The sequence below is a fragment of the Pseudomonas sp. SDO524_S393 genome (assembly GCF_054071875.1).
On the sequence record NZ_JBSVVZ010000049.1, the window covers coordinates 28,707 to 50,768 of the forward strand.

The window sequence follows — 22,062 nt, forward strand, 5'->3', positions numbered from 1 at the left end:
CGCTACCTGATACCGACTCCGTTGCAATGCCCGCCCAGAAGATGATCTTTTTCGGTGCCCACCGCTCCGTTGTTGAGGTTCACCGTGTAGTAGTAATTGGAGAACAGGAATGAATGGGAGAAGGTCGATGTCCAGTAGTTGGCAAACCCCATCGGCCAGCTGTTACCAAAGGCCGCGTGAATGGCCCTGGCCTCATCGAGACTGGGCAGGCGTAACCCCTGATTGATCGCGTTTTGCCGAATGTTGGCGTAGCGCTCCCGGCCCAATCCGTAGCACAACACCACATTGCTGACGACCACCGTGTAGGAGCGCGTCTGGGCCGGCCAGGACGAGTCACGCACGGAAACTGTCGCAGTACCGTTGCCACGTACGGTGACCAGCCCCGACGAGGTGACATTCACAACACTGCCATTGGACGAAAAATAAAAATACGGGCCTGTTCCCCCGCTCGCCTGATAGTGAACCTGGTTACCGGGGCCAAATGCCGGCAACACGTCTGGATTGCCGGGAATCAAGTAGGTCGGCCTGTTGAGGTAGACCGTCGACTGGTTGAACACGAGTGCGGTGGTATGCACGATGCGGTACTGCGTCTGCGGAAATGCCACCGCTTTTGTCTTGTCAGCTTTCTTATGGAAATTGACGTGGGGCGTCACTGTCACCGTGCCGTTATTCGGAACCGACAGCAGCCAACTGCGCAGCACGGCGATGTTCGCAAAGCCGTTCGCGGCTTCGATTGCCGTGACAGCATGAGCCACCAACAAATCTTGCGTCACTGCGCCTGGAGCGGACACCGTTATCCAGCCGAATTGATCTTTTTGGCTGAAGGGCCACTTGGCCATTGTCAGCATCGCATTGCCACTCAAGTTGGCTGGATTTATGGTTCCTCCATTGGCGACGCCGTTGATCAACGCCCTAGGCAAGCTGGCTTGCGCGATCGCCTGGACGTTTACCTTTTGCACTTCCGACGACCCCTCGCCGCCTCGGCCCAGAATCACTTCGTATTGCAGGTCGATCGTGCTGAAAATACTCCGGCCAACCAGATCATTGCTGATGTTGAAGGTCACGGTGCCACCGTCCAGGCCGTTCAACGTGCCCACATCAATCGCCGTGCCATCCGCAAGGATCCAGTACAACGTGATCCTATCGGTCCCACCTAGATTCATGTTCGGGTAGGTCACCAGTACCTGGCATTTGTTTTCCACGGCTATCGGGTTGATGTTTACGACAGGCCCCGTGGCCGGGTTCGCATACTTGATTTGAGGATGGGGGAATACATTGGGCTCTGTCTGGACCATGTGGTGACGCGTATTGAACCATACGATATCGGCGAGGTTGCTGGTGCGATTGAATGTCACGCCGAACCGAATAGCCAAGGGGGTCCACTCTTTGAGCAACTGCAACCTTGCCACCGGCGAGAAGGGGGCCGGCCCGGAAGCCACGTCCGTAGCCTGGGCCTCGCGAGCGGCATAGGTGTCCTCGTAATACGCTTCACCGGTAGCGAATTCGCCGGTGTAATCCAGCCACATACGCTGCCCCAACGCGGCATAGAGCCAAGGGGCGACACGAGTTCGGTCTGACCCCACCAGCTTGGGAATCTCAAGCACGGCACTGTCGCCAATGCTGTCGATTCTGGGGCCATCCAGATCGCTGAGCGTCAGGAGCTTGAGTGTGTATACCGGCGAATCGGTGGGAACCGTATTGCGAATGACCCTGAACGATACAAAAATATCGCGCCCTGCGGGGTGAATATTGAAGCCGATGACTTCAGGTGGAACGGGCACATCGACATAGGGATCACCGGTGTTGGCATCTTGAGTCGCAAAGTGCGTTCCGCCACCCGCCAGCCCAACCCAACAGACCTCTACGCTGTCGCCGTTCTTGGGCGCATCGTAGCGGCAACGCACCGTGGCGCCCGTCACGGCAACCAGACGTGGGTCAAGCTCGTCGGTCCCCACCGTCACTTCCAGCACTTCGGGCAGGAACAACTCGCCCAACGCCCGGCCAATGGTATAGATGACTTCTTCGGACAGCTCAGTAGCGCCAAAACGTTTGCGGGTGTAGCTGATAGCAAGGGTGCCGTCCAGATTGTCCTCAATCAGCTTGCGCGCGACAGTGGCTGCCAGCGGGTTGGAATTGACCGCCAGCACATAGGTCACATACTCGGTTCCGGTCGCCGAGCCCACGAATTTGAAAATGACTTCATCACCCGCTTTGAACTCGGCGCGTGCTTCCAGCGAAGCGCTACTGCCGACAGCTTTCGGATCAATGTTGTGAGTGGCATCGGCTTCAAGAATGAGCGGTGCAATCAATGTGCGGGGGGCTCGCCCTACCTGGAAATAACGACGCTCGGACTCACGCGACATGGTGGGTCCGGTCACGATGTAATGAGCCCGGGTGTTGTGCAAGCCTTCGAAGGGAGCATAAATCGCATTGACGAAATCCCGCAGTCGAGGGTGACTGCCCGCCAACGAGTTGCTGAACGCATGTTCCACGCTACCGTCCAAGTGCTCCCCGATGATGCTGACTTGCAGATTATCGCCAGCATTGCCGGGGGGCTGATAATCGGGCATTGCTACGGTGATATAGGGCAGATCCGGCTCAACAAAAGGTCCATGTGCCTGCACCACCGATGGCTTGGGTAGCGTGTAACGGATACCGCCAATCGTATAGATACTGGGTCTCGAACGGAGCATGCCGCGTTCCCGCGCATAGCAAATCTTCAAGGTACTCTCGATCAGCGAACGCACAAATTCGTTGGGTATCGCAATATCGTTATAGCCCGCCAAGACCACTGGCACCCGGATGCCATAACTCACGTCCTCGCCATCCGGCGTGGTGCCTTCTACCGTCCAGATCAGAAAATCGGTGGCCAGGAAGTTCGGATCATTTTTTTTGATCAATACCGACCCAGTGGCTGGCAAACCATGCAATTTATCGGCTTCCAGGATCATGGTGACGGGATCGGCCTCGTCAATCTCAGGCTCGGGAAGCAATGTGCTGTCAAGGTCAACTTCAACGGGGATAGGCTTACTCCAACGATGACAAGGCCCCGACAGGTCCAGTACCTCGTCATACACAAAGAACTGCACGACAAAATGCCCATCGCCGGCGGCCTTCAGGAATTCAGGTTCGATCGTGAACTCCAGGTTATTACCCACTTGAGCAGCAGTGATAGGCGGCAGTTCGTAGCGATACTCTCCCCAGTAGAACATCACTAGGTCATTGACCCGCATGTTCTGCCAACGGTGGATCACCACATCCACCCCCTGGTTTGCAACGACGGAATCGATAACCGTATGAGAAAGCGTAAAGGTCAGCCCCGTGTGATAGTTGCCATCGCAGTTACCTTCTCCACCAGGCAGTGTGTTGAGAATCAGGATTCGCTGGGAAGGCGATGTACTGACATTGCCGGAGCCAATCCGGCGGACCAAGCCGAAAACGGGATCGACAAAATTAAGCAGCAGGGTTGACCGCGGGATGAGGAGAAAAAACTGACTATCGTCCGCAGTTTCCAGCGTGACTTCGTCAGAAGCCATCAAAATGCCGTTATGCCAAATCTCAAACTCATCCCCAACATTGCAGTTGAACCAACGTTCGAACACGTAGGTCAAGCCGTCCTCGATATGTCGCCGGCCAATACCATAAGCGGCACCGTCCACAGGTACTACCGGCAGTGGCACGGTGTAAGGCGGGTCCAGATCGTCAACCAGCAATGGCTGTTTTGGGAGCTTTTTCGATGCTTGCTTCTTGGCGGCGCCTGAGGGCTGTTTAATCGTTTTCGGCGGAACTGAAGCCGGGGCCTGTTTACTTGTTTTCTTTTCAGCGTTCTTGGTGAGTTTTGCGTCAGCAGTTTTGTTTGCACTCACAGATTTGGACGGCATGATCGCTCTCCTGCTTTTGGGATAGGCTGGAGAAATCAGATACCTTTGGTCGGCGCCGGGAACCTGTGAGAAATGACAGTTCCGACAAACGGGTAAGATTCGGCCGCTAAACCGAGCCCCTCAATTTTGAAACGCTTACAGTATTTTCACGTTTTATTTACATGTTGAAACGTAGTGTGAAGCCTCATCCGTTACAAATGTTGCATATCAAGCCCGCCGCCCCAGCGGGCTTTTTTTTGCCTGGGATTCCTGATTTTTTGTAGGAGCCGGCTTGCCCGCTCCTACAGGGGGTCAACGAGCGGATCGAGTGGGGGCGGTACTTTCGCGAATAGCGCGCTGGGTGTCCAGCACCTTGGCCAAGGCGTTTTCGGCTTCCGGGCTCTGCTGCGGCACACGAATCGCCGCGGACACCAGGGTGATCAACTTGGCCATGACTTCGGCGTCCGTGGCCGGGCGACCCAGGCTCATGGAGTTCATCAGCAGGCGCAGTTCAGTGCCGGCCATTACCCCGGAAATCGCTTTGAGCGCAAATTGCAGGCGTACGCCCAACTCATTGCGTGGCAGGTCCGGCAAGGCCAGGGCGAAGGCTTCAAAGAAACGCTGGAACACCGGCTGGTAATGCACCTTGAGGTATTCCTGGATAAACGGCGAGGTGTCGCTGTAGACCCGCCCCAGGAACCGGATAAACGAACGCCCTTCCCCGCTGGCCGGATCGCTGCGTTCCAGGCCCATGGCCGGGGCGAACAGCACGCCGAGCAAGGTATCGCAATCGAGGGGGCCGTCGGACTCCGCTTCACACCGCGCCAGCAGTTCCAGGCGCTGCTCGTTGAGCGGCTCCAGGCGTTGCATCAGCAGGGTTTTCATCAGGGAATCCTTGTCCCCGAAGTGGTAGTTCACAGCGGCCAGATTGACCTGGGCACGCTCCGTGATCTGCCTGAGTAAAACCGCGTCGTATCCGTACTTGATGAAGAGAGCCTCTGTCGCATCCAGCAGTCGAGTCTTGGTAACGTTTGGAGCGCTGAGTTTCTTCGCGACCATAGAAGTTCCACACGGGAAATATTGTTTTAAAAAATAATTTGATTTTTTATACCGGGGCGGTTGATCGAAAGCAAGTGGTGACACTCCGCCATACCCCATCAAAGCCTTGACTGGCGGGCACCTCAAGGTCAGTTGGGGGCGATTCGAGCTAGCCTGGACGGGCCGCAGAGAAATCGTTTCAACGCGTAAAACCGCTCTACATCCATGGCTGGCGAAGCGCCGGGAACGCGGTTACTATTCAAACAATATTTTAAAAACAAGAAATAAAACCAGTCCGTGATGCGTCCCAGGCAGCTCCCGAACTTGTTACAAAGCTTTACCGGGGGATGACGGCACCGTCGAGACTGAAGGCGTAGTCATGATGACAGATACCCCCGCGCACCCAGGCTTGATCTCTCTGCAAGGCATCGGCAAAAGCTATCAGCTCGCCGGGCAGCATTTGTCCATTCTCAATGAGGTCAGCCTCGACATCGCCAGCGGCGACAGCTGCGGCATTCTCGGTGCGTCGGGCTCCGGCAAGAGCACCCTGCTCAACATCCTCGGCCTGCTGGACCTGCCCGACGGCGGCCAGTACCACTTTGCCGGCCATGACATTTTCAGCGCCACGCCCGACCAGTTGGCGGCGATCCGCAACCAGCAGATCGGCTTCGTGTTCCAGAGCTTCAACCTGTTGCCCCGCCTCAGTGCCCTGGACAATGTCGCCCTGCCCCTGAGCTATCGCGGTGTGTCACGCCATGAATCGGTGGAACAGGCGCAGCGCATGCTCGCGCAAGTCGGCCTGGCCGAGCGGGCCCACCATCGCCCGGCCGACCTTTCCGGCGGCCAGCGCCAACGTGTGGCGATTGCCCGAGCGCTGGTGGGCAACCCCTCGGTGATCCTGGCCGATGAGCCCACCGGCAACCTCGACAGCAGCACCGCCCAGGACATCATGGAACTGCTGCTGGCGCTGAACCGCGAGCGCCAGGTCACACTGGTTATCGTCACCCACGACCCGCACATCGCCGAACGCCTGGAGCGCAAGATCCTGGTACGCAACGGTGTCGTGCATGAGGCCGGGCGCCCATGAGCCTGAGGGTCGAACAGAGCCTGAGCCAACTGTTGCACGAAGCATTCGTCAGCCTGCGCACCCTGGGCAAACGCTCGGTGCTGGCTTTGCTCGGCATCGTGATCGGCAGCTCGTCAGTGGTGGCGCTGATCAATATCGGCCACAACGCCGCCGTCGACGCCGCGCTGATTTTCAAGGACATGGGCACCGACACGCTGGTGGCGCAATTTGCACCCAAAGGCGGCAGCAACACGCCGATGCCCGCGCGCCTCGACCTCGACGCCGTGCACCTGGCCGTGCCCGGCATTGCCCACATCGGCGCATTGACCCTGTTCAGCGGCCCCGTTGTGTTCCATGGCCGCAGCGCCAACGCCAGTTTTGCCGGCAGCACAGCCGGCATCAAGGAGGCCATGCGCCTGGTGGTGCGCGAGGGGCGTTTCCTGTCGGACTTCGATGCCAATGAAACCTACGGCGTGATCGGCGACCAACTGGCCCGGGACCTCGGCGCTCCGGGCGACCCGGTGAAGCTCGGCGACCGGGTGCGCATCAACGATTACCTGTTTCTGGTGATCGGCATCCTGCAAGGCCAACCCCGGGCGATGCTGATGCCGGTGCAAGCCAACGAATCGTTGTTCATCCCCGCGGCCGGCATGCGGCGCATCTACAGCAGTCCGCAGATCGGCAGCCTGATCATCCGCGCCGAAGCCGACCAGGACATGGAGCACCTGGCCCAACAAACCCGCGCGGCACTGCAGCCTTTGCTCCCTGACCATGACGTCAATATCCAGGTCCCCCAGCAAATGATCGATGGCATGACCCGACAAAGCCGGACCTTCGCCTACCTGCTGTTGGCGCTGGGTGCGATCTCCCTGATCGGCGGCGGCGTGGGGGTGATGAACGTGATGCTGATGAACGTTTCGGAGCGCCGCCGGGAGATCGGCGTTCGCATGGCCCTCGGCGCGCGGCGACGGGATATCCGCAACCTGTTCCTGCTCGAAGCCGTCACCCTCACGGCCGTCGGCGCCCTGTGCGGCGCGGTGCTGGGCATGACCGCCGCGTACCTCTATGCGTGGCTGTCGGGGTGGAGTTTCGCGCTGGCGGTCGCCGCCTTGCCCCTGGGGGTGGGCAGTACCTTGCTGGTGGGCCTGTTCTTCGGCCTGTACCCGGCCGTCTCGGCCTCACGGTTGCAGCCCGTGGAGGCCCTGCGCGATGAATAAGTGGCTGTTGTGGCTGACGCTGGTCAGCCTGCCGGGCATGGCCGCCGACGTGGTGATCAAGCCCTCGGCGCCGAGCACCACCCGCAGCGGCTATGAGCGCAGCGTCTCGCTGAACGCCCAGATCACCAGCCTGACCCTGGGCGATGCGGTGTACCTGGGCCTGCGCAACAACCCGGCGATCCGTAGCGCCTACCTGCAACGGGTCGCGCAGAAGTTCGACCTGCGGGTGGCCGAAGATGTGTTCAACCCCAAGCTCACCCTCAACAGTTACTACCGCAGCACACGCGGCTCGGCAGACAACGCGCGCAACGCCAACCTGGCACCCGCCACCAGCCTGCTGGGCGAGTACGGCACGCGCCTGAGCATGGCCTGGACCCAGCAGTTGAACAACGCCGACCGCGCCGGCCGCTACCGCAGCGACGGCCTGGACCTGGCGATCATCCAGCCGCTGATGCGCGGCGCCGGCTGGGACGCCACCACCGCCCCCCTGCGTCTGTCGCGCCTGTCGGAACAGGCCAACCGCCTGAACCTCAAGGCCACGGTGGCGCAGACCATCAGCCAGATCATCGCCACCTACCGCGAGCTGCTGCGCGCCCAGGAGCAACTGAACATCGTGCAGGACGCACTCAAGCGCTCCGACACCCTGCTCGAAGTGAACAAGGCGTTGATCAGCGCCGGACGCATGGCCGAATTCGAGATCGTGCAGACCGAAGCCGACATCGCTACCCAGCAACTGGGCGTGGAAGAAGCCCAGAACCAGCTGGATACGAGCCGTCTGTCGCTGCTGCGCCTGCTGGCACTGGACCTGTCCACCCCCATCCGCGCCACCGAAGCGCTGGAAGCCAGGCCCATGGAGATCGACAAGCGCCAGGCCTTCAACCTGGCGCAGAACCAGCAACCGGAATACCTCGCCGCCCTGCTCGGCAGCCAACAGGCCGACCTCAACCTGGTGATCGCCAAAGACTCCGGGCGCTGGCAAGTAGACCTCGTGGCCGGCGCGAACCAGATACGCGACACCTACAATAACGACACCGGCAGCGGCAACAACCGCACCTGGGACAGCTACGCCGGCGTGCAGGTGCAGATTCCCATCGGCGACATCAGCACCCGCCAGGCCGAGGTGCGTGCGCGGGTGAACGTGGAAGACCAGGCGGTACGCATCACCGACGCCCGGCAGGCGCTGGAGCGCAGCGTCAATGATGTGGTGCGCGACCTCGGCACACGCTGGCGCCAGTACGAAATATCCCAGCGCGCGGTGGAACTGTCGCGACGCAAGATCGACATCGAACGGGAAAAACTCAGCGCCGGTCGCTCCTCCAACTTCCAGGTGCTGAGTTTCGAGAGTGACCTGCGCAACGCCGAGAACGCGCGGCTCAACGCGTTGATCAGTTATTTGAACGCCCAGACCCAGCTCGATCTGACCCTGGGCATGACGCTGGAAAGTTGGGAAATCGCCCTCAATGACTACTAATCGAAAACGCCTGCTGGTGGTGGTGTCGCTCGTGCTGCTGGCAGGTGCGGGGATTGCCCTGCGCAGCCCGGCGTCCGGCCCTGCCCCGGCCACCGAGCAATGGCTGGAGGTCAAGCCTGACCGGCTGGAGCATCAGATCGGCCTGGTGGGCAAGATCGAGCCCGAAACCACCCTTATCCTCACGGCGCCCTTCGACGGCAATGTCCTGGCCAACCTGGTGCAGCAAGGCCAGCGCGTCGAGGCCGGCCAGGTGCTGCTGCGCATGGACCCGTCCACGGTTCAGGTGCAACTGCGCGATGCGCTTTCCGTGCAGCTCAAGGCACGGCGCGCCGTGCAGGAAATGCAGGACTGGGACAGCAGTACCGTCGTCAGCCGTGCCCGCCGCGCCTTGCGTACCTCACAAATGACCGCCGACAACACCCAGCGCAAGCTCGCCGAAAGTGAAAACCTGTTCCAGCGCGGCATCATCCCGCGCAACGAACTGGATGACCTCAAGCAACTGACCCAGCAACAACAGATGGACCTCGCCGCCGCCAAGGCCGAGCTGCAACAGGCGCTCGACCAGGGCAAGGGCGAGTATCGCCAGATCGCCGACATGGAACTGACCAACGCCACGGTGAAGTACGATGCGCTGCACACTCTGCTCGAGGGCCAGGACGTGAAGGCGCCGTTTTCCGGCATCGTGGTGCCGGTCCCGGGCAACGGCAATTCACAGAGCGGCAGCGGCAACGTGCCCGTACAGGCCGGCAGCAAGGTCAGCCAGGGCCAGGTGTTGTTCGGGCTGGCCAATATCGAACGGCTGAAAATCGTCGCCAAAGTCTCGGAACTGGACATCAACCAGTTACACCAGGGCCAGACGGTGGAAGTGATGGGCGATGGTTTTGAAGGTGAGCGACTGACAGGCTCGGTCAGCGTCGTCAGCGGCCTGGCGATCCCCAGCGAAGTCCAGGGCAGCGCGCAGTTTCCGGTGACCCTGTCGATTCCCAAGCTCACACCGCAACAATTGCAGCGGGTGCGACTGGGCATGAGCGCGCGCTTGACCATTGTCACGTACAACAATCAACAGGCAATTGTGGTGCCGACGCAGGCGATCAAGGGCGGTGAAGTGGAGTATCGGGAGACGATGGACAAGCCGGCGGAGCGGGTAAAGGTCACCACCGGGCAGTCCACACCGCAAGGCGTCGAGGTATTCGGCCTGAAACCCGGGCTGGTGAAAGTCCCAAGATAAATGAAGTTCCAAATGTGGGAGCGGGCTTGCTCGCGAATGCAGTGTGTCAGTCAACACATCCATCACTGACGCACCGTATTCGCGAGCAAGCCCGCTCCCACAGTTAGAGTTGTGTCAGCCGGACGGCCAGCGCCTTGGCTTGCAGCGCCACATCGGTCACCGCCGTGCTTTCCCACCACATGCCCCGCAACGGCGGGCCCATGGCGAACAGCCGCTGGCTGACCTGGCCCTGGGCATCGAGTACCGCGCCTGTCGCATCCGCTGCAATCCCCAGCGCCAACGGCCCGGGCTGGATCAGCCCGCGTTTGAGCAGCTGTCGCGGCAGGGGCCGGGCCACGCGGCGCCAGTCGTATTCGATGCCGCTGGAATTGATCAGCGCCGCCCCGGACACTTGAGTCACGGCTTGCTCGCCCCGGTAACGCAAACGGATCGTCACGCCCTCGCTCGACGGCTCCACCCCTTTGTACGAAGCCGCGCAGATCCGCAAACGCCCGGCGGCATGCAGCTTCGCCACCAACTGCGCGCTCAACGGCGGTGAGCGGTGGTGGTGGCTTTCCCACCAGGGCCGCACATGACGCACGAACTGGCGTTTCTCGCGGTCACTGGCCTGGCTCCACAACCGGCCGATATGGGCACGCACCGTGTCCAGCGGCGCTTGCCAATCGATACCCTGCGCCTGGGCAAGACGGCACTGTTCACGCAGCGCGCGCAGCAATTGCCGGGGGCTGCGCAGGCGGTGGTCCTCGGCCAGGAAATCCACCCAGCTCGGCGGTTGTCGGCGCACATGGGGCAACAGGCCATGGCGCGAAAACACCTCGATGGGCCCGCGATGGCCGGCCTGCTCCAGGGACACCACGGCGTCCACCATGGTCAGCCCGGACCCGATGATCAGCACCGGCGCCTGCGGATCGATTGAGGTCATGGCCTGCACGTCCCAAGGGTCCACCGCGGCTGCGTTGAGGCCGCTGGACTCGGTTTGCGGCGTACGGGCCGCCGGGAACATGCCGGTGGCCAGCACCGCCCGCGCGCCACGCAGTTGTTGGCCGTTATCGAGGGTGAGCCGTATGGAATGCTCATCGACCTGCAGGTCGACCCCTTCGGCACGCACATGCTCGACCGTGGATATCGACGCGGCTTGAGCCTCGGCCAACCGTTGCTGCGCGTACACCCCGAAGAGCCCGCGCGGTGGGAACAGCTCGCTGATCGGCACGTGCTGCTGTCGCGACTCAGGCCAGCCGCCGTTGCCGATGTAGTCAGTGAGCCATTGGGTCAGGTCGTCGGGATTGTCCGGGTCGACGCTCATGCGCGCCGCGTTGCCGTTCAGGGTGTGGCCCAACTCGACGGCGCTGTAGGCCTCGCCCCGGCCGAGTTCGGCGCGCGGCTCGATCACCAGGATGCGCCGTTGACCGGGCAAGCGCAGCAATTGCACCGCCAGCAGGGTGCCGCTTAGACCGCCGCCGATGATCAGGACATCGGCGTTGCGGATGGATTCAGTCATGCAGATTCGCCCTTACTGTTTACCCAGATAAATGTCATGCAAATCGCCCCGCGCCCGCAAGTCGGCAGCGCTGCCACTCAGGACCACCCGCCCAGTATCCAGCACATAGCCCCGGGACGCATAGTTGAGCGCGACGTTGATGTTCTGCTCGGCGATCAGGAAGCTCACCTGTTGCTCGCGGTTGAGCTGCGCGATGATCTCGAAAATTTCCTGCACGATCATCGGCGCCAACCCCATGGACGGCTCATCGAGCAGTACCAGTTCAGGACGGGTCATCAACGCCCGGCCGATAGCGACCATCTGTTGCTCGCCGCCGGAGGTGAGCCCGGCGCGGGTGTGGCGTTTGGTCTTGAGCCGGGGGAACCAGGCATACACGCGCTCCAGGTCATGCTCCAATGCCTTGCGGCTCAGGCGCCGTACAAAGCCGCCGCTGCGCAGGTTATCTTCCACGCTCAACTGGCCGAACACGTGGCGGCCTTCCAGCACGTGCACCATGCCCTGACGCACACGCTGGCTGGGGTCGATGCCGGCCAGGTCCCGGCCTGCGTATGCGATCGCGCCCCGGCTGACCTCGGCGCGTTCGGCGCGTACCAGCCCGGAGATGGCTTTGAGCGTGGTGCTTTTGCCGGCGCCATTGGCACCGAGCAAGGCGACGATGGCGCCTTTGGGCACGTCCAGCGACACCCCCGCCACCGCGAGGATCGCCCCGTCGTAGATCACTTCGATGTCATTGACCGTCAACAGCGCTTGGCTGGCCGATTCGGCGGCGGGCGGGTTCATGGGTTATTCATCCCCGGTGCAGGTGCGCGGCGTCAGGCCTTTTTCCTTGGCGAAGGCCGCGGATTTTTCATCGATCAACGGGCGCAACAGCGCACGGTCGGCGGCGATCCAGTCGCTGATCAAGGCCCAGTTGGCGCCGTCCCACTGCTGCACCCGCGCCGAGCCGCCGCCTTCGTGGTCACGGCACGACAGCTTGAGGTTTTGCATAAGGCCCAGGTAGCCCATGTCTTTGAGGCGCGCATCGTCGATATTCAGGTGCTCCAGGCCCCAGCGACCTTCTTCGCCGTTGAGCGGGCGCTTGCCGAATTTGCCCTGGGCGGTGCGGATCGCTTCCACCGCCACGGCAGCGTTCACCAGGCCGGAGTTGTAGTAGACGCTGCCGAAGTTTTTCAGGTCCTTGAGGTCGCTGTGGCCCTTGTCGAGGATGAATTGCTTGAGGCGCTTGTGGATCTCGAAGTCGGCACCCGCCGGGTACGGCGTCAGCGCCAGGTAGCCCTTGGCGGCAGCGCCTGCGGGCAGCACGTCCTCGCTGGAACTGGCCCAGATGTCGCCGATGATATGGTCCACCGGGAAGCCGAAGCGCGCGGCGGTCTTCACCGCCACCGGCGTGGACACGCCCCAGGTGCGCAGGAACACCCAGTCCGGGTTGGCCTGGCGCACCTGGCGCCATTGCGCGGATTGTTCGTTGCCGGGATCGGCGACCGGAATCTGGATATTTTCAAAGCCGTATTTCTCGGCGAGCAGCTTGAGCGGGCCAAGGGTTTCGCGGCCGTACGCCGAGTCGTGGTAGACCGTGGCGATTTTCTTGCCCTTGAGCTTGTCGAACCCGCCTTCACGCTGGGCGATGTAGTTCACCAGGGTCGAGGCTTCGCTGTAGAAGGTCAGCATCACCGGGAAGTTGTACGGGAACACGGTGCCGTCTGTGGCTTCGGTGCGGCCATAGCCGAGGGTGATCAGCGGGATCTTGTCCACTTCCGCCCGCTCGCTCAGGGCATACGCCGCTGGTGCGCCGTTGGGCTGGTACACCGCCACGGGCGCGCCGTCCAGGCCATTTTTGAAGCGCTCGTAGCACTCGATGCCCTTCTCCGCCGTCCATTCGGTCTCGCATTCCTGCCACACCAGCTTCACGCCGTTGATGCCGCTTTCGACCTCGTTGACGTAGCGCAGGTAGTCGATCATCCCGGCCCACACCTGCACGCCGCTGGAGGCGTAGGCGCCGACCCGATAGGTGGCCAACGGGATGAATTGCTGATCGGGCGAAGCCACGGCCTGTGGCACAGCACCGGTAACAGCGGCCAGCGCGAAAGCAGCGCCGGCCAATGAACGTTTCAAGGATGCACGCATGGGAGTTCTCTTATCAGTCAGAAACGTAGAGGCCACTGACGCAGCCGGTCGCGAAGGTTGTGCAGCAGGCGAATCAAGCCCTCGGGTTCCTTGATCAGGAACACGATGATCAACACGCCAAAGATGATTTTTTGCAGGTTCTGCAACTGCCCCGCGTCCACCGAACCGCCGAACAACGCCTGCCCGGCGTGGCTGAGGAAAATCGGCAGCAGGCTGATAAAGGCCGCGCCGACGAAGTTGCCGGCGATGCTGCCCATGCCGCCGATAATGATGATGAACAGGATCTGGAACGAGCGATTGATATCGAAGCTGCCGGCGCTGGCCGTGCCCAGGTAAGCGAAGGCCCACAACGCACCCGCTATGCCCAAGTAGAACGAGCTGACGGCAAACGCCAGGCGCTTGTAGCGCGCCACCGGGATGCCGACCACCGCAGCGGCGGTGTCCATGTCGCGGATCGCCATCCAGTTGCGCCCCACCTGGCTGCGCACCAGGTTGAGGGCGGTCCAGGTGAGCAGCAGCACCGTCACCAGCGTCAGCAGGTAGCGCCCCAACGGCGTGTTGAGGTCTTGACCGAACAGCGCCAGCTTGGGCGCCGAGATGGTCCCGGACGAGCCGTAGTTGTAGAACCAGGGAAACTTGACGAACAGCCACTCCAGGAAGAACTGCGCAGCCAGGGTGGTGACCATCAGGTAAAAGCCCTTGATGCGTGAGCTGGGCAGCCCGAACAGCAGGCCGACCAGGGCGCTGATGATCCCGCCGCCGAGCAGCGCCACCGGCAAGCCCAACTCCGGCAGACGCAGCAGAAACCCATAGGTGGCAAACGCACCGACAGCCATGAAACCGGCAGCGCCCACCGAGGTTTGCCCGGTGTAGCCGGTGAGCAGGTTCAGGCCCAACCCGGCCAGCGACAGCACCAGGAACGGGATCAGGATCGCATTCAGCCAATAGTCATTGCCCCACAGCGGCACCACGATAAACGCCAGCGCCAGCAGGCCGGTCAGGCCCCAGGGGATGCGTCGTTGAATCAGCAACAACGGCGCGGTTTCTTGAACAACGGGGATCGACATGGTTTCAGACTCGCTCGATGGCGCGCTCGCCGAACAGGCCGGCGGGACGGATGTACAAGAAGGCCAGGGCCAGGACGTAGGCGAACCACGGCGTGATGCCGCCACCGATCAACGGGCCGATGTACACCTCGGCCAGGTTCTCCGCCGCGCCGACGATCAGCCCACCGACAATCGCCCCGCCAATCGAGGTGAAACCGCCGATGATCAGCACCGGCAAAGCCTTGAGCACCACCAGCGACAAGGAAAACTGCACCCCCTGGCGCGCGCCCCACAGCAGGCCCGCCACCAGCCCGACAACGCCCGCCACCGCCCAGACGATCTGCCAGATGCGGTTGAGGTTGATGCCGATGGACAGCGCCGCCGTGGTGTCATCCGCCACCGCGCGCAGCGACACGCCAATGCGGGTCTTGTTGAACAGCAGCGCCAGCACCGTCACCAGCACCACCGCAGCGGCGGCGGCGATCAGGTCGAACTGGCTGAGCATCAGCGGGCCGACAAACAGCGGTACGTCGTCGATGCCCAGGTCGAGCGCGCGCACTTGCGAGCCCATCAAGCCCTGGGCCAGGCCTTCGATGATGAACGACAGGCCCAGCGTGGCCATGAACAAGGTGATGGGCGAGCGATTCACCAAGGGACGCAGCACAAGGCGCTCGATAAGCACCGCGCCGACGATCATCACGACCACCGTGAGCAGCAACGCCAGGGCAAACGGCACACCCTGGTCATGCAGGCTGACAAAGGTCAGTGCGGCGAACAGCAACATCGAGCCCTGGGCGAAATTGAACACGCCGCTGGCCTTGTAGATCAGCACGAAGCCGATGGCGACCAGCGAATACATAGTGCCGGCGAGCAGGCCGGCGAGCAGGGTTTCGAAGAAGAAGGTCATCAGTGCACCGCCCCCAGATAAGCCGCGATCACCTCGGGGTTGGCCTGGACTTCGGCAGGCGTGCCGTCGCCGACCTTGCGCCCGTAGTCGAGCACCACCACATGGTCGGACAGGCCCATCACCACGCCCATGTCGTGTTCGATCAAGACCACGGTGGTGCCCAGATCACGGTTCACGTCGGCGACGAAGCGCGCCATTTCCTGTTTCTCTTCGGCGTTCATCCCGGCCATCGGCTCATCCAGCAGCAACAGGCTGGGCCCGGCGATCAGCGCCCGGCCAAGCTCCACGCGCTTTTGCAGGCCATAGGAAAGGTTGCCCACCAACACGTCGCGGTGCGCTTGCAGTTCAAGAAACTCAAGGATGTTCTGTGCTCGCAGACGGAAGGTTTCGGCTTCACGGCGCGCACGAGGCAAACCCAGGGCCTGCTCGATAAACGTGGCGTGCGCGTGCCGCGACAGGCCGGTGAGCAGGTTGTCGAGCACGCTCATCTTCTTGAACAGCGCGTTGTTCTGGAACGTGCGCCCAATACCACGCCGGGCTGCGCCCAAAGGATCAATGCGGTGGAAGTGCCGGTCCTCGAAGACGATCTCGCCGGCATCGAAGCGATACACGCCGTTGAGCACATTGAGCAACGAACTCTTGCCGGCACCATTCGGCCCGATCAACGCGCAGATCTCGCCGCGCGACACCTCGAAGGACAAAGCATTGATGGCCTTGACCCCCTTGAACGACAGCGAGATATCCCGCACCTGAAGAATGGCCTGGCTCATGCGATGTCTCGTTTGAACTCCGCCAGCCACGTGGGCTCGGCAGTGGATTTGACGGGTTGCCAGATGTAGGCCAGACGCTGGAACCCCAGCAGCTTGCGCACGCGGTTTTTCAGCAGCCGCCGCAGGCCGCTTTGCGGGTGGGCGATGGCCCAGTCGCACACCCGTCGACGCCAGGTACCGTGGGGCGCCAGGCGGCTTTCGATCTCATCGGCCAGGTGTTGCAGACGCGTGGCGGACAACAGCAGGCCGGTGGGGGCAATTTCACTGCGATCACGCCGCGCCGATGCCGGGTTTTCCGGGAAGGCCAACCCGTGGCCGCTGTTCAGCCATTGCTCCAGCACCACTGCCAGGCCACCTTGCCAATGGGTGCCCTCTTCACTCCACAGCGCGGTTTCGCCGGTGGGTTGCCACCAGCGTTGCAGGTGCTGCGCCGGCTCCACCGGGCCCAGCAAGCGGGCAAAATCCAGCAGGTTGGCCGATTGCCAATGCCGCACCTGTTGGCGGTTGTGCGTATAGCCATGGCTGGGGCGAATGCGCCACAGATGGTGTTGCAAGGGTTCGGGTTCCAGGTCATCGGCCAGGGTCACCACCTGGCCGCCAATGGACTGAGCCGCCAGGGCCAGCAGCAAGAGGTTCGGCTCGAATGCGCCGCTGAGGGCCAGCCGTGATGATGTGTCGAAACCCTGCTGACGCAGGCCGTCCGCCAGGCGCTCGACATCACGCAGCACATCGATCCAGCGCCACGCATGCCACTGGCCCTGGCGCTTGTGGCGCAGGGCGATGTGCAACGGCGTGATCTGTGCCCAGTGGTGCAGCTGTTCCAACGCCTTGGGCAGGTTACCGAGCAGTTCGGCGGGCCATTCCAGTGCCTGCGGCCGTTTGAGTTCGTGCACGCTCATAGGGAGGTTCTCCTATTGGGGTGATGTGCGTGCGGTGGTCCGCTGGCTGAATGATTTGAAACGTCGCCGATCCACTGTGGGAGCTGGCTTGCCTGCGATTGCGGTGGGTCAGCCAAAAATGCATCAACGGGTAGTCCGCTATCGCAGATCGTGTTGTCTCAGTCAGAGGCTGGAGGCCTTGAGGTCGCGGTACCTGGCGCCGGGATGGTTCTCGCCCAGCCGTGCACCGTCACCAAACAACTTCTCGCGCAACGTGCCCTTGGCGTATTCGGTCTTGTACACGCCACGCTTCTGCAACTCCGGCACCAGCCAGTCGACGGCATCGATGAAGGTTTCGTGGGTCAGTGCATAGGCCAGGTTGAAGCCGTCCACATCGGTCTCTTCCACCCACTCCTGCAACAGGTCCGCCACGGTTTGCGGGCCACCGACGAACAGCGGGCCAAAGCCGCCGATACCGACCCATTCGGCCAGCTCCCTGGGCGTCCAGACCTTGTTCGGGTCCGCCGTGGAGAACGCCTCCACCGCCGACTGAATGGCATTGGTGTGCACATGCTTGAGCGGTTCATCCGGCTGGAATTGGCTGAAGTCGATGCCGGTCCAGCCGGAGATGAGCGCCATGGCACCTTCGTAACTGACGTAGCCTTTGTACTCGTCGAACTTGGCCTGGGCCTTGGCGTCGGTTTCGTCGACGATCACCGTTTGCAGGTTGAAGATCAGGATCTTCCTGGGATCGCGCCCGGCCTCGGCGGCACGCCGGCGGATATCGGCGACGGTCTTTTTGAGCAGCACCTTGGACGGCGCGGCGACGAACACGCACTCGGCCTGTTCGGCGGCGAACTGCTTGCCCCGGCTGGAGGCTCCGGCCTGGTACAGCACCGGTGTGCGCTGCGGCGACGGCTCGCACAGATGAATGCCGGGCACCTGGAAGTGTTTGCCGACATGGCGAATCTCGTGGATTTTGCTCGGGTCGCTGAACACCCGGCGCTCGCGGTCACGCAGCACCGCGCCCTCTTCCCAGCTGCCTTCCCAGAGTTTGTAGCAAACCTCCAGGTATTCTTCGGCGTAGTCGTAGCGCGCGTCGTGTTCGGTCTGGGCTTTCTGGCCGAGGTTCTTGGCACCGCTTTCCAGGTAGGAGGTGACGATGTTCCAGCCGATGCGGCCCTGGGTCAGGTGATCGAGGGTGGAGAGACGGCGCGCGAAGGGATACGGATGCTCGAACGACAACGAGGCCGTGAGACCAAAACCCAGGTGCTCGGTGACCAGCGCCATCGGTGCGATCAGCGACAACGGATCGTTGACCGGCACCTGGGTGGCCTGGCGAATGGCCGCGTCGCCATTGCCGTTGTACACGTCGTAGATGCCCAGCACGTCGGCGATGAACAGGCCGTCGAACTTGCCGCGCTCAAGGATCCTGGCCAGCTCGGTCCAGTACTCCAAATCTTTGTACTGCCACGAACGGTCACGGGGGTGCGCCCACAGGCCGGGGGATTGGTGGCCGACGCAGTTCATGTCGAAGGCATTCAGGCGAATTTCACGGGACATCAAAGCACTCCGTTGAGGTGATAGTTGCCGACCACCTGGTATTTCCAGCGCAGGGGGTCATCGAGGGTCGGCGGCAGTGCGGTGCGTTGGCCGGTCAATTCGAATTCGGCGTTGCTCACTGCAATCAGTGCTTCGGCGGCGGCGATTTGCGCTTCGGTAGCGGCGACGGGGCTGGGGTGGGTGTCGACGCGTTCCAGCAAGGCAGCGGCCACGTCGACGCGGATCTGCAAATCGCCGAAGCGGCTGATCACGTACGGGTCATCGCTTTTCTCGACATGGCGACGCGTGCTTTCCAACAGTTGGCGCGCTTGATTCAGGGCAGTCATGGACAGGTCTCCTCAGTTCCAGGCGTGGCGCGCGGGCTTCACGCCGTTGAGCACGTAGTTGCCGATCAGGTGGTATTTCCAGCGAGCCGGGTCGTGCAGGGTGTGGGTGCGCGCGTTGCGCCAGAAACGGTCGAGGTTGTGTTTGCCGGTGACCGAGCGGGTGCCGGCCAGTTCGAACAGTTTGCTGCTGGCGAGCAACGCGGTTTCCGCCGACAACACCTTGGCCTGGGCAACCACCAGCGAGGCCTGGGCCACGCTGTCTTCACTGGGCTCGGCCAGCGCGCGGTCCACCGCAAGGCCAGCCTTGGCGAGGATGGCTTCGGTGCCGTGCACCCGCCATTCAAGGTCGCCGATGGCGGCAATGGTGAACGGGTCTTGCCAGCCGTGATCCTGCTGACTGTCGATCCAGGGCCGTGCCTGGCGTGCATAGATCTTCGCCTGCTCGAGAGCGCCCAGGGCGATGCCGGTGTCGACCGCCGCCTGGATGATCTGCGAGATCGGGCCGTTGGCGGTGGGTTGGTCGAAGGCCAGGTGGGCCGGGATCACCGCGCTCAACGGCACGGTGACGCCGTCGAGAATCACGCCACCGCTGGCGGTGGTGCGCTGGCCGAAGCCGTCCCAGCTGTCGATCACGCTCAGGCCGTGGGCGTCACGTTCGACAAAGGCGATGAACGCCTGATCTTTTTCGTTATTGCCCACGGTGGGCACGATGTGGGCGAACAAGGCGCCGGTGCAGTAGAACTTCTCGCCGTTGATGCGCGCGGTGTCGCCGTGGAAGCGAATCCGGGTGTCGAAGGTGCCGGCGTTTTTGCTCTTGGCTTCCGAAAACGCATTGCCGAAGCGATAGCCCTGCAAGACCTTGCCAAAGTAATGCTGCTTTTGTTCCTCGCTGGCGGTTTGCAGCAGGATGTCGACCACACCCAGGTGGTTCTGCGGGATTTGCCCCAGGGACGGGTCGGCGGCGGAGATCAGTTTGATCACCTCGGCCACCGTCACATAGGACACCTCGGCGCCACCGTAGGCCTTGGGGATGGTGATGCCCCACAGGCCGCTGGCAGAGAATTCGTCGAGCTCGGCCACCGGCAGGCGGCGCTCGCGGTCACGCACGCTGGCGTCGACCGCGAATCGGGCGGCCAGGCGCGTGGCGACCTCGATGGCTTCCGCGTCCGAGCGGATGATATGGGCAGGGTGTTGAGGGTGGGCTGACATGGGCCGACTCCAGGCTCCGATGGGATACCGGAGTGTTTGCAGGAGTCGTGCCTGAATCTAATCGCCAATAAAATCAGCAGGTTGCCACGTTAAAAAGGCATCAGGACGCGCGTACAGGCGGGCAAAATGTTCATCCACTGTTGCCGGGCGAACAGTTAGATCACCACATTGCGCACGAAGCGCACCGCCACCGCATCCTTGTTGCAGTACGCGTACGCCTGGCGGCTGGCGAACATGAAAAACTCACCGGCTTCGAGGCGTTTCTCTTCGTCGCCCAGGACCAGCGTGAGGCAGCCCTCGAACACGAACAGCTGCATGCTCCAGCCTTCCGGGTCGGGATCGGGGCTGTAACGGTCGCCCGGCTCCAGGCGCAACTCCCACAGTTCGACTTCGCGGCGGGCTTTGGCCCGGGCCAGCAACACGGCTTTGCTGCCTGGGGTTTCCCCGGCCCAGGCCAGTTCGTTGATGCGACTGTGGTCGGGGGCGTCGGGGGCCTGGATCAGGTCGCTGAAGGCCACGTCCAGGGCTTCGGCCACGCGGTCGAGGGTGGACAGGCTGACGTTCTTCTCGCCGGCCTCGATGGCCACCAGCATGCGACGGCTGACCCCGGACTTTTCCGAAAGCGCGGTCTGGCTCAAGTCGGCGGCGTGACGCAGACGACGAACGTTCTGGCTGACGTGTTGCAGGACCGAGGCCCGTTGCGGATTTTCTTTGTGCACTATATTGCTCAATGGGTGGGGGTGCGCAGTATACTGCCCAGCGTGCGGCGCATTGTGCGGTCCGTGCCTTTCCCACGCAAGACCAGAGCCGCCATGACCACCCCGAATGCCTCCCCGCGTTTCAACCGTTTCAGCAAAGCCGAATGCATCCTGGTGGTGATCACCATGATCTGGGGCGGAACCTTTTTGCTGGTGCAGCACGCCATGACTGTCAGCGGCCCGATGTTTTTCGTGGGCCTGCGTTTTGCGGCGGCGGCGATTGTGGTGGGCTTCTTTTCATTACGCACTTTGCGTGGACTGACGCTGTTCGAACTGAAGGCCGGGGCGTTCATCGGCACCTCGATCATGTTCGGCTACGGTATGCAGACCATCGGCTTGCAGACCATTCCCAGCAGCCAATCGGCGTTCATCACCGCACTCTACGTGCCCTTCGTACCGTTGCTGCAATGGTTGGTGCTGGGTCGTCGCCCGGGGCTGATGCCAGCCATCGGCATCATGCTGGCGTTTACCGGCCTGATGTTGCTCACCGGTCCCGCCGGCGCGTCCCTGAATTTCAGCCCCGGTGAAATCGCCACGCTGATTTGCGCCATCGCGGTGGCCGCCGAGATCATCCTGATCAGCGCGTTCGCGGGCCAGGTGGATGTGCGCCGGGTAACCGTGGTGCAACTGGCGACCGCATCAATGCTGTCGTTCCTGATGGTGGTGCCGTTGGGTGAGGCGCTGCCGGACTTCTCGTGGTTGCTGGTGTTCAGCGCCGTGGGCCTGGGGCTGACCAGTGCGGTCATCCAGGTGGCGATGAACTGGGCGCAGCAGAGCGTTTCGCCAACCCGTGCCACCTTGATCTATGCCGGCGAACCGGTGTGGGCCGGCGTGATCGGGCGAATCGCCGGAGAACGGTTTACCCCCCTTGCCATGCTGGGGGCGGCGTTGATCGTGGCGGCGGTGATCGTCAGCGAGCTGAAGACCAGAGGCCAGAAGGCGTTGGCGCAGGAAGGGGAGTTAGAGCAAGAACGACAAGGCTAAGGTTTTGTGGGAGCGGGCTTGCTCGCGAAAACAGTGGATCAGCCAACACCCCCCCCCCCTACAAAACGCACTCCCAAACCAACCCCCCCCCACCCCGGAAACTCCCCAACTTCCACAAC

At 62.3% G+C, this 22,062-nt stretch carries 18 protein-coding genes; 5 read left to right on the top strand and 13 right to left on the bottom strand.

Translation table 11 applies throughout. The annotated features are described in order from the left end of the window. Positions 1-2: 2 nt before the first annotated feature. Both ACW9IB_RS20295 and ACW9IB_RS20300 read right to left on the bottom strand, forming a co-directional pair. Entirely contained in the window at positions 3-3,881 is a 3,879-nt protein-coding gene (locus tag ACW9IB_RS20295) for a hypothetical protein (protein ID WP_457415146.1), read from the bottom strand. A 291-nt stretch (positions 3,882-4,172) separates the two neighbouring features. Next, entirely contained in the window at positions 4,173-4,919 is a 747-nt protein-coding gene (locus ACW9IB_RS20300) for a TetR/AcrR family transcriptional regulator (protein WP_457415149.1), read from the bottom strand. Positions 4,920-5,307: 388 nt separating this feature from the next. On the opposite strand from ACW9IB_RS20300, the gene ACW9IB_RS20305 reads away from it, so the two are divergent. From ACW9IB_RS20305 to ACW9IB_RS20320, 4 genes are read left to right on the top strand one after another with little or no spacing between them, the layout of a single operon-like run. Then, positions 5,308-5,985, top strand: a complete 678-nt coding sequence (locus ACW9IB_RS20305) for an ABC transporter ATP-binding protein (RefSeq protein ID WP_457415184.1) — start codon at positions 5,308-5,310, stop codon at positions 5,983-5,985. Beyond that, on the top strand, positions 5,982-7,181 hold the full coding sequence (locus ACW9IB_RS20310) for an ABC transporter permease (protein WP_457415151.1): 1,200 nt from the start codon (positions 5,982-5,984) through the stop codon (positions 7,179-7,181). The genes ACW9IB_RS20305 and ACW9IB_RS20310 overlap by 4 nt, the downstream gene beginning before the upstream one ends. After that, positions 7,174-8,652 carry a TolC family protein gene (locus ACW9IB_RS20315; RefSeq protein ID WP_457364236.1) on the top strand — a complete coding sequence of 493 codons (1,479 nt, stop codon included), beginning with the start codon at positions 7,174-7,176 and terminating at the stop codon, positions 8,650-8,652. The genes ACW9IB_RS20310 and ACW9IB_RS20315 overlap by 8 nt, the downstream gene beginning before the upstream one ends. Further along, on the top strand, positions 8,642-9,880 hold the full coding sequence (locus ACW9IB_RS20320) for an efflux RND transporter periplasmic adaptor subunit (RefSeq protein WP_457415154.1): 1,239 nt from the start codon (positions 8,642-8,644) through the stop codon (positions 9,878-9,880). Before ACW9IB_RS20315 ends, ACW9IB_RS20320 begins: the two co-directional genes overlap by 11 nt. A 103-nt stretch (positions 9,881-9,983) precedes the next feature. Here ACW9IB_RS20320 and ACW9IB_RS20325 read toward each other — a convergent pair whose 3' ends face one another. The 11 genes from ACW9IB_RS20325 to ACW9IB_RS20375 all read right to left on the bottom strand — a co-directional run bounded on the left by ACW9IB_RS20325 (position 9,984) and on the right by ACW9IB_RS20375 (position 20,920). Beyond that, on the bottom strand, positions 9,984-11,378 hold the full coding sequence (locus ACW9IB_RS20325) for an FAD/NAD(P)-binding protein (protein WP_457415157.1): 1,395 nt from the start codon (positions 11,376-11,378) through the stop codon (positions 9,984-9,986). A gap of 12 nt (positions 11,379-11,390) precedes the next feature. Then, a complete protein-coding gene (locus ACW9IB_RS20330) occupies positions 11,391-12,158 on the bottom strand; it encodes an ABC transporter ATP-binding protein (RefSeq protein WP_457415160.1) in 768 nt (255 codons plus the stop codon). A 3-nt stretch (positions 12,159-12,161) separates the two neighbouring features. Next, complete coding sequence (locus tag ACW9IB_RS20335; RefSeq protein WP_457415163.1) at positions 12,162-13,502, bottom strand: ABC transporter substrate-binding protein; 1,341 nt, start codon at positions 13,500-13,502, stop codon at positions 12,162-12,164. 17 nt (positions 13,503-13,519) lie between these two features. Next, on the bottom strand, positions 13,520-14,569 hold the full coding sequence (locus ACW9IB_RS20340; protein WP_457415166.1) for a branched-chain amino acid ABC transporter permease: 1,050 nt from the start codon (positions 14,567-14,569) through the stop codon (positions 13,520-13,522). A gap of 4 nt (positions 14,570-14,573) precedes the next feature. Continuing rightward, positions 14,574-15,455, bottom strand: a complete 882-nt coding sequence (locus tag ACW9IB_RS20345; RefSeq protein ID WP_457415169.1) for a branched-chain amino acid ABC transporter permease — start codon at positions 15,453-15,455, stop codon at positions 14,574-14,576. Then, positions 15,455-16,225 carry an ABC transporter ATP-binding protein gene (locus ACW9IB_RS20350; protein ID WP_457415172.1) on the bottom strand — a complete coding sequence of 257 codons (771 nt, stop codon included), beginning with the start codon at positions 16,223-16,225 and terminating at the stop codon, positions 15,455-15,457. Before ACW9IB_RS20350 ends, ACW9IB_RS20345 begins: the two co-directional genes overlap by 1 nt. Next, complete coding sequence (locus ACW9IB_RS20355) at positions 16,222-17,124, bottom strand: AMP-binding protein (protein ID WP_457415173.1); 903 nt, start codon at positions 17,122-17,124, stop codon at positions 16,222-16,224. Before ACW9IB_RS20355 ends, ACW9IB_RS20350 begins: the two co-directional genes overlap by 4 nt. A gap of 162 nt (positions 17,125-17,286) precedes the next feature. Further along, positions 17,287-18,666 carry an LLM class flavin-dependent oxidoreductase gene (locus ACW9IB_RS20360; protein WP_457415176.1) on the bottom strand — a complete coding sequence of 460 codons (1,380 nt, stop codon included), beginning with the start codon at positions 18,664-18,666 and terminating at the stop codon, positions 17,287-17,289. Then, on the bottom strand, positions 18,666-18,992 hold the full coding sequence (locus ACW9IB_RS20365; protein ID WP_457415179.1) for an acyl-CoA dehydrogenase: 327 nt from the start codon (positions 18,990-18,992) through the stop codon (positions 18,666-18,668). Before ACW9IB_RS20365 ends, ACW9IB_RS20360 begins: the two co-directional genes overlap by 1 nt. Before the next feature lie 12 nt (positions 18,993-19,004). Then, complete coding sequence (locus tag ACW9IB_RS20370) at positions 19,005-20,201, bottom strand: SfnB family sulfur acquisition oxidoreductase (RefSeq protein WP_457366909.1); 1,197 nt, start codon at positions 20,199-20,201, stop codon at positions 19,005-19,007. Positions 20,202-20,356: 155 nt separating this feature from the next. Then, on the bottom strand, positions 20,357-20,920 hold the full coding sequence (locus ACW9IB_RS20375) for a helix-turn-helix domain-containing protein (RefSeq protein WP_457366910.1): 564 nt from the start codon (positions 20,918-20,920) through the stop codon (positions 20,357-20,359). 93 nt (positions 20,921-21,013) lie between these two features. Here ACW9IB_RS20375 and ACW9IB_RS20380 point away from each other — a divergent pair, with 93 nt between their 5' ends. After that, on the top strand, positions 21,014-21,943 hold the full coding sequence (locus ACW9IB_RS20380) for a DMT family transporter (protein ID WP_457415181.1): 930 nt from the start codon (positions 21,014-21,016) through the stop codon (positions 21,941-21,943). Positions 21,944-22,062 lie beyond the last annotated feature (119 nt).